This window comes from Pseudomonas sp. GD04158 (assembly GCF_029834875.1).
Classification (GTDB): Bacteria; Pseudomonadota; Gammaproteobacteria; order Pseudomonadales; family Pseudomonadaceae; genus Aquipseudomonas; species Aquipseudomonas hydrolytica.
In genome coordinates, this window is the sequence record NZ_JAODYT010000019.1 from 66,163 (window position 1) to 73,151 (window position 6,989).

The following is a 6,989-nucleotide window of genomic DNA, read 5'->3' on the forward strand; positions in this document are numbered from 1 at the left end:
GGCCCGCCGCTGCCGCCTCAGTGGTCGGCCAAGGCCGCCTGCCGTCTGGTCTGCGTCTTGCCGTGGGCCTCTTCCTCGTCCTGCAGCGGCACCTCGTTGCCCTGTGCGTCATACAGCTTGCCGCCGATGAAATGGTCGCCCTCATGCAGGGCGGCGATGTCGCGATAGCGCAGGCTGCGCTCGGTACCGGCCACGAACACCGACTGCTGGTCGGAATTGCCCGCGGTGAAATGGTTGAACAGCAGGTTGAGCAGGATCGCCATGATCGCCGCCGAGCTGATGCCGGAGTGGAAGATGGTCTCGAACCAGGCCGGGAAGTGATGGTCGAAGCTCGGCATGGCGATGGGGATCATGCCGAAACCGACCGAGGTGGCGACTATCACCAGGTTCATGTTGTTGCGGTAGTCGACCTTGGCCAGGGTACGGATACCGCTGGCAGCGACCGTGCCGAACAGCACGATACCCGCGCCGCCCAGCACCGAGGTCGGCACCGCGGCGATGACCCGGCCCATGATCGGCAGCAGGCCGAGGGTGACCAGAATCAGGCCGCCGGTGGCCACCACGTAGCGGCTTTTCACCCCGGTCACGGCCACCAGGCCGACGTTCTGGGCGAAGGCGCTCTGGGTGAAGGAGCCGAACAGCGGCGCCACCATGCTGGCGATCATGTCGGCGCGCAGGCCGTTGCCGAGGCGTTTGGAGTCCACCTTGGTATCGATGATGTCGCCCACCGCGAGGATGTCGGCCGAGGTTTCCACCAGGATCACCATTACCACGATCAGCATCGAGACGATCGCCGCCACCTCGAATACCGGCATGCCGAAGTGCAGCGGCGCCGGGAAGGCCAGCACCGGGCCTTCGCCGACCCGGGAGAAGTCGGCCATGCCGAAGGCCAGCGCCACCAGGGTGCCGATGACCATCGCCAGCAGGATCGACAGACGCGAGATGGTGGCGCTGCCGACCTTGCTCAGCAGCAGCACCGTGGCCAGGGTGAAGGCCGCCAGGCCGATGTTGCCCATGCTGCCGAAGTCCGCCGCGGCGCTGTTGCCGCCCATGGCCCAGCGCGCGGCCACCGGCATCAGCGTCAGGCCGATGGTGGTGATGACGATGCCGGTCACCAGCGGGGGGAAGAACTTGGTGATCTTGGAGAACACCGGCGTGATCAGCAGGCCGATCAGCGCCGCGCCTATCACCGCGCCGAACACCACCGGCAGGCCGCCTTCGCCGCCATTGGCGCCGACTATCGCGACTATGGTGGCGACGCTGGCGAAGGACACGCCCTGCACCAGCGGCAACTGGCAGCCGAAGAAGGGCAGACCCAGGGTCTGCAGCAGGGTGGCCGCGCCGCCGACGAAAAGCGAGGCGGCGATCAGCAGGCCGATGTCCGCAGGCGACAGGCCGGCCGCCTGACCGACGATCAAGGGCACCGCGACGATGCCGCCATACATGGTCAGTACGTGCTGCAGGCCGTAGAGAAGATTGGAGCCGATACCGAGGTTCTCGTCCTCGGGGCGCTGAGGGGTGGAGGTCATGGGCAAGCTACTCGCTGTTGTTCTTGTGTGCGTACTGTAGACACTTAATGGCTATATTGGCTACAGCTTTGTATACATTTCTTTCTGCGAGCGCTTCGGGAACGCTTTGCCTGGAGGTGGTCACAAAAATGCCCCGGTACCGAGTCCGCGTTGCAACCTGACCTGGCGGCCGGCTCGCTGGGATGCCCCCTCAGGCCCTAGACTATGCGTCCCTGTCATCGGAGACGCCCATGGACATCTTCAGCATCGCCGTGCTGATCTTTTTGGTCACCGACCCTTTCGGCAACATCGCCATCTATATCGCCGCGCTGAAGAACGTCGCGCCGCGCCGACGCCTGTGGATCGCTGCGCGCGAGCTGCTGTTCGCCCTCGGCCTGCTGCTGCTGTTCCTCACCTTTGGTGACAAATTCCTCTCCAGCCTCGGGCTGTCGCGCGAGGCAACCGCCATTGCCGGCGGTATCATCCTGTTCGTCATCGCCATGCGCCTGATCTTTCCCAGCCCGCAGGGCCTGCTCGGCGACGTGCCGGATGGCGAGCCGATGCTGGTGCCGCTGGCCACGCCGGCGGTGGCCGGGCCCTCGGCCCTGGCAGTGCTGATGACCCTGCGCAACACTCACACCGGGCCGCTCTGGGAGCTTTACCTGGCGGTCATCCTGGCGTGGGCGGCGACGGCATTCATCCTGCTGCAGGCGTCGTTCCTGCAGCGTTTTCTCGGTAATCGCGGGTTGATGGCGGTGGAACGACTGATGGGCATGCTGCTGATCATGCTCAGCGTCGACATGCTGCTGGACAACCTGCAGAGCGTATTCGGTCACGCATGAAGTCTCTCAGCCTTGCCCTGCTTCTTGTCCTGCTCGCCGGTTGCACCGGCGGGCTGCGCATCGACGACAGCCACACCGCAACGGGGCAGAACAGCCGCGTGCAGTACGTGGTGCTGCACTACACCTCGGCCGATCTGCAGCGTTCGCTGAATCTGCTGACGCAGACCGAGGTGAGCAGCCATTACCTGATCGGCGACGCGCCGCCGACCGTCTACCGCCTGGTGGACGAGAATCGCCGCGCCTGGCACGTCGGCGTCAGCGAGTGGCAGGGGCGGACCTGGCTCAACGCTTCGACCATCGGCATCGAGCTGGTCAACCAGGGGTACTACGAGACCCCGGCCGGTCGTTACTGGCAGCCGTTCGCCCCGCAACAGATCGACACCCTGATCGTGCTGCTCAAGGACATCGTGCAGCGCCACCAGCTGCCGCTGGGCTCGATCATCGCCCACAGCGACGTGGCGCCGCAGCGCAAGGTCGATCCAGGGCCGCTGTTCCCCTGGAAGCGGCTGGCTGACGAAGGCCTGGTGCCCTGGCCGGACGAGGCGCGGGTGGCGCGGCAGCAGGCGCTGTTCGCCATCAGCCTGCCCGGCATCGAGTGGTTCCAGGAGCAGCTGGCGCAGCAGGGCTACACCGTGCCCCGGCATGGCGAGCTGGACGAAGCCACGCGCAATGTCATTGCCGCCTTCCAGATGAAGTACCGCCCGGCCAACTACGATGGCCAGCCGGACGCCGAAACCGCAGCGCGGCTGCTGGTGCTCAACCAGCAGGCGGCGGGTTAGCGCTCAGGCAGGTGTCGTGCCGATCAGGCGCGAATCGGCCAGCGCCGCGCTGCGGTGCACGGTGGCGGCCTGGTATTCGGGGTCGGCCAGCATGCTCAGAAAGGCGGCGGTCGAGGGATAGCGCACCAGCACGAGCTGGTCCCAGTGCTCCCCGGCCGGCGCGATCAGGGCCATGTGGGCATTGGCCAGCAGCTGCACCTCGCCACCCACGCCGCGTACCTTGCTCAGTGCCGTGCGGCTGTAGCGGGCGTAGGCGTCATGGCCACTGCAGGGCGCATGTGCGCTGTCGGCGGGATACGCGGCCTGGTCGTTGAAGCGCAACAGGTTGAGCATCAGGATCGGCGTGTCGCTTGGCATGCGCGTGGCGAATTCGGCCAGATCGGCTCGGCTGGGATCGATGCTGGGCATGGCAGGTCCTTGCTTGTGGTGTTGCGCCGAGCCTGGCCTTGCCGCCGGGCGGCGGCAAGGGTTATCGATACCCCTGATGCCGCACGATCCGTGCGGCTGAGCGCGGCAGTCGGTCAGCGCAACCCAGGGTGGAAGTCCCGCGCGTCCCGTGCCCAGCTGTCGAGCACCGGCTTGAGGTCATCCAGCGTGAGCTGGGTGCTGCTGTTTTCCAGCGTCAGGCCATGGCCCTTGCGCACCACCCGGACCATCGGCTCGCTGTTGCGGGCGTCCAGCGCCTCCAGTTCGATGAAGATCTCGCTGTCGCGGTCGCGCGTGCCCGCGGCGGTTGTCGCAGCCGCCACGACCAGGGCGACGGGGATCACCTCGTAGGCCTTGAGCCCCTCGGTGGCCACCGTCACGCCGGTGATGGCGCTGCGCAGTACCAGGCTGTCCATGGTCGGTTCGCTGAGCACCTTCATGCGCCCCTGCACTTCGCGTATCAACGCCTGATGCAGGTAATTGCGCACCTCCTCCAGGGTTTGTGCGCTGATCTGCTCGTTGGGCACGGGCTGGGGATGGAAGGTGGGTTTCTCGATGTACACCGCGCTGTAGCTTTCGGCCTTGAACTGCGGCGAGATCCAGCGCAGTACGGGCGCGCCGGTGGCCGAGGTGGCTGGCTGGAGCTGCGAATAATCGGCGAGGTAGCCCGAAAACTGCGTGGGGCTGGTGGTCTGGCTGGCGCAACCGCTCAGCAGCAAGCCAGCAAACAGAAGGCAAAGCGGGTTGGCACGGCGCATCGCAGACTCTCCTGTCCAGGGATCTGCGTCCAGCCTAGATGCCGCTCCGCTTGTTCGCCAGTTCCTCCAGGCGACGGGCGAGCACCGTGAGATCGTAGGGTTTGACGATGCTGTCGGTGGCGGCGGCCGTATCGCGGGCGCGCACCTCGTCGAGCAGCTCGCGCTCGTTGTAGCCACTGGCGAACAGTACCGGCAGGGTGGGGCGCAGCTTGCGCGCAGCCTCGACCAGCGCACGCCCGTCCATGTCGGGCAGGCCGATGTCGCTCATCAGCAGATCGCAGGGCTGATCGCTCTGCAAAAGTGCCAGTGCGCTGCTGCCGTCGCGCAGGGCCTGCACGCGATAGCCGAATTCTTCGAGTACCTGCGCAGTGAGCTGGCGAACGACGTCGTCGTCCTCGACCAGTACGATGGTCTTGACGATGGCGGAGCCGGTTTCGGTCATGGGACTCTCTGTTTCGGCGCGCAGAATACGCAAATGTTTGGCAAACTTCGGGGTCTGCGGGCGGTCAGTGTGCCACAGGCCTTCAGGATAGATAAGCAGAAGCGAGACATCGAATGGACGTCCCAGTGTCGAACGAGTCCGCAATGGACGAAAAGAGCTTTCGCCGCATTCTCAACCGTAACGTCGGCCTGCCGCTTGGTCTGGGCCTGGTCAGCGCCCTGTTCTTCGCGGTGCTGATCGGCTACCTGCTCAACGTGATCCGCTGGGTCGAGCACACCGATCAGGTGCTGAACCGGGCCAGCGAGGTGTACAAGCTGACACTCGACCTGGAGACCGGCATGCGCGGCTTCCTGCTCAGCGGCCGCGAGGACTATCTGGCGCCCTACGAGCTGGCCCGCGGCAAGTACCGCCCATTGGTCGAGCAGATGATCACCATGGTCAAGGACAATCCGCCCCAGGCGCAGCGCCTCGAGCGTCTGCTGGCCATGCAGGCGCAGTGGGATGCCTTCGCCCAGGAGGTGATCGCCAGCCGTCGCAACGGCCGCGATATTCTCGAAGAGGTGGGCAGCGGCCGCGGCAAGAACCTCACCGATGGCATGCGCGGAGAGCTGGATGCCTTCATCAGCAGCGAACGTGACCTGCGCCGGCACCGCAATGCCCAGGTCAGCAGCGCCACCACCTGGGGCGCCGGCATCTATCTGGTGGTCAGCATCCTGTTCAGCGCCCTGCTGGCCCTGTTCGGCCGGCGCGAGCTGCTGAACCTTTCGCACACCTATTCCGCGGCGCTGGGCAAGCAGGCCGAGTACGCCGAGGAGCAGCATCAGCGGGCCTGGCTGCGCGGCGGACAGACGCAACTGTCGGAGCGCCTGCTGGGCCAGCCGCAGGTCAACGAGCTGGCCGAGCGCTCGCTGGTATTCCTCGCCGAATACCTCGACTGCGTGGTCGCCGCGCTGTACCAGCGCGATGCCCGCAGCGGCGACCTGCGGCGTATCGCAGGCTATGGTTTCAGCGAGGGCGAGGCTCTCAGGGACGAGTTCTACCGCGGCGAGGGCCTGGTCGGGCAGGCCGCCCAGCGGCGCCGCCTGGTGTGTCTGGACAACCTGCCCGCAGACTACATCAAGGTCACCTCGGGCCTGGGCGATGGCCAGCCCGTGAGTGTCGCCCTGGTGCCGCTGCAGTCGGAGGATCGCGTCAACGGCGTGCTCGAGCTGGCATTCATGCGCGTGCTCGAGCCTCGCGAGCGCGAGTTTCTCGAATCCATTTCCGCCAGCGTCGGCACCGCGCTGGAAGCATCGCTCTATCGCCAGCGCCTGCAGGAGGTGCTGGCCGACACCCAGCAGCTCAACGAGGAGCTGCAGACCCAGCAGGAAGAACTGCGCGCCGCCAACGAGGAGCTGGAGCAGCAGGCCCGTGTGCTCAAGGAGTCCCAGGCCCACCTGGAGACCCAGCAGGCCGAGCTGGAACAGACCAACGAGAAGCTCTCCGAGCAGGCGCAGACGCTGGCCGACCAGCGCGACGAGCTGGACCAGCGCAACACCGCCCTCGGTCGCATCCAGGCGCAACTGGAAGAGCGCGCCGAGGAACTGCAGCGCGCCAGCCGCTACAAGTCCGAGTTCCTCGCCAACATGAGTCACGAGCTGCGCACACCGCTGAACAGCTCGCTGATCCTGGCCAAGCTGCTGGCGGAAAACGCCCGGGGCAACCTCGACGAGGAGCAGGTCAAGTTCGCCGAGTCCATCTACTCGGCCGGTAACGACCTGCTCAACCTGATCAACGACATTCTCGACATCGCCAAGGTCGAGGCGGGCAAGCTCGAGGTGCGCCCCGAGCGCACGCCGCTGGCCGGCATGCTCGAGAGCCTGAGCGACGTGTTCGAGCCGCTGGCACGCGAGCGCGGCCTGAGCTTCGAAATCGAGCGCCAGGCCGAGCTGCCGCAGACGCTGTTCACCGATCGCCAGCGTGCCGAGCAGATCCTGCGCAATCTGCTGTCCAACGCCTTCAAGTTCACCGACCGCGGTGGCGTGACCCTGCGCGTGTCGCGCCACGACGAGCAGACCCTGGCGTTTGCCGTGAGCGACAGCGGTATCGGCATCGCCCCGGATCAGCAGGAGGTGATCTTCGAGGCCTTCCGCCAGGCCGACGGCACCACCAACCGCCGTTACGGCGGTACCGGCCTGGGGCTGTCCATCTCGCGCGATCTGGCCGGCCTGCTCGGCGGCTCCATCGGCGTCAGC

Annotated in this window: 7 protein-coding genes; 3 read left to right on the plus strand and 4 right to left on the minus strand. The window is 66.3% G+C overall.

What is annotated here, in order from left to right; genetic code table 11:
• Positions 1–17: 17 nt before the first annotated feature.
• The gene (locus tag N7333_RS10135) at positions 18–1,529 is read right to left on the minus strand and encodes a nucleobase:cation symporter-2 family protein (RefSeq protein ID WP_279858788.1); all 1,512 of its coding nucleotides are present in this window, start codon (positions 1,527–1,529) and stop codon (positions 18–20) included.
• A 230-nt stretch (positions 1,530–1,759) separates the two neighbouring features.
• Between N7333_RS10135 and N7333_RS10140 the strand changes: the two genes are divergently transcribed.
• Together N7333_RS10140 and N7333_RS10145 are read left to right on the plus strand one after the other, a co-directional pair.
• Complete coding sequence (locus tag N7333_RS10140) at positions 1,760–2,350, plus strand: MarC family protein (RefSeq protein WP_003242182.1); 591 nt, start codon at positions 1,760–1,762, stop codon at positions 2,348–2,350.
• Positions 2,347–3,129 carry an N-acetylmuramoyl-L-alanine amidase gene (locus N7333_RS10145; RefSeq protein WP_096824965.1) on the plus strand — a complete coding sequence of 261 codons (783 nt, stop codon included), beginning with the start codon at positions 2,347–2,349 and terminating at the stop codon, positions 3,127–3,129. Before N7333_RS10140 ends, N7333_RS10145 begins: the two co-directional genes overlap by 4 nt.
• Positions 3,130–3,132: 3 nt before the next feature.
• On the opposite strand, the gene N7333_RS10150 is transcribed toward N7333_RS10145, so the two are convergent.
• The 3 genes from N7333_RS10150 to N7333_RS10160 all read right to left on the minus strand — a co-directional run bounded on the left by N7333_RS10150 (position 3,133) and on the right by N7333_RS10160 (position 4,755).
• Positions 3,133–3,537 carry a DUF1330 domain-containing protein gene (locus N7333_RS10150; RefSeq protein ID WP_129483262.1) on the minus strand — a complete coding sequence of 135 codons (405 nt, stop codon included), beginning with the start codon at positions 3,535–3,537 and terminating at the stop codon, positions 3,133–3,135.
• A 113-nt stretch (positions 3,538–3,650) separates the two neighbouring features.
• Positions 3,651–4,313 carry a DUF3313 domain-containing protein gene (locus N7333_RS10155; protein WP_129483263.1) on the minus strand — a complete coding sequence of 221 codons (663 nt, stop codon included), beginning with the start codon at positions 4,311–4,313 and terminating at the stop codon, positions 3,651–3,653.
• A 34-nt stretch (positions 4,314–4,347) separates the two neighbouring features.
• Positions 4,348–4,755, minus strand: a complete 408-nt coding sequence (locus tag N7333_RS10160; RefSeq protein ID WP_011920483.1) for a response regulator — start codon at positions 4,753–4,755, stop codon at positions 4,348–4,350.
• A 143-nt stretch (positions 4,756–4,898) separates the two neighbouring features.
• Here N7333_RS10160 and N7333_RS10165 point away from each other — a divergent pair.
• The coding region (locus N7333_RS10165) for a CHASE3 domain-containing protein (protein WP_279858790.1) at positions 4,899–6,989 on the plus strand (2,091 nt) is incomplete at its 3' end.

Excerpts from the sequence above, each read along its gene's own strand:
- N7333_RS10155 (WP_129483263.1), bottom strand. The coding sequence starts at position 4,313 with ATGCGCCGTGCCAACCCGCTTTGCCTTCTGTTTGCTGGCTTGCTGCTG.
- N7333_RS10140 (WP_003242182.1), top strand. The coding sequence starts at position 1,760 with ATGGACATCTTCAGCATCGCCGTGCTGATCTTTTTGGTCACCGACCCT.
- N7333_RS10145 (WP_096824965.1), top strand. The coding sequence starts at position 2,347 with ATGAAGTCTCTCAGCCTTGCCCTGCTTCTTGTCCTGCTCGCCGGTTGC.
- N7333_RS10150 (WP_129483262.1), bottom strand. The coding sequence starts at position 3,537 with ATGCCCAGCATCGATCCCAGCCGAGCCGATCTGGCCGAATTCGCCACG.
- N7333_RS10135 (WP_279858788.1), bottom strand. The coding sequence starts at position 1,529 with ATGACCTCCACCCCTCAGCGCCCCGAGGACGAGAACCTCGGTATCGGC.
- N7333_RS10160 (WP_011920483.1), bottom strand. The coding sequence starts at position 4,755 with ATGACCGAAACCGGCTCCGCCATCGTCAAGACCATCGTACTGGTCGAG.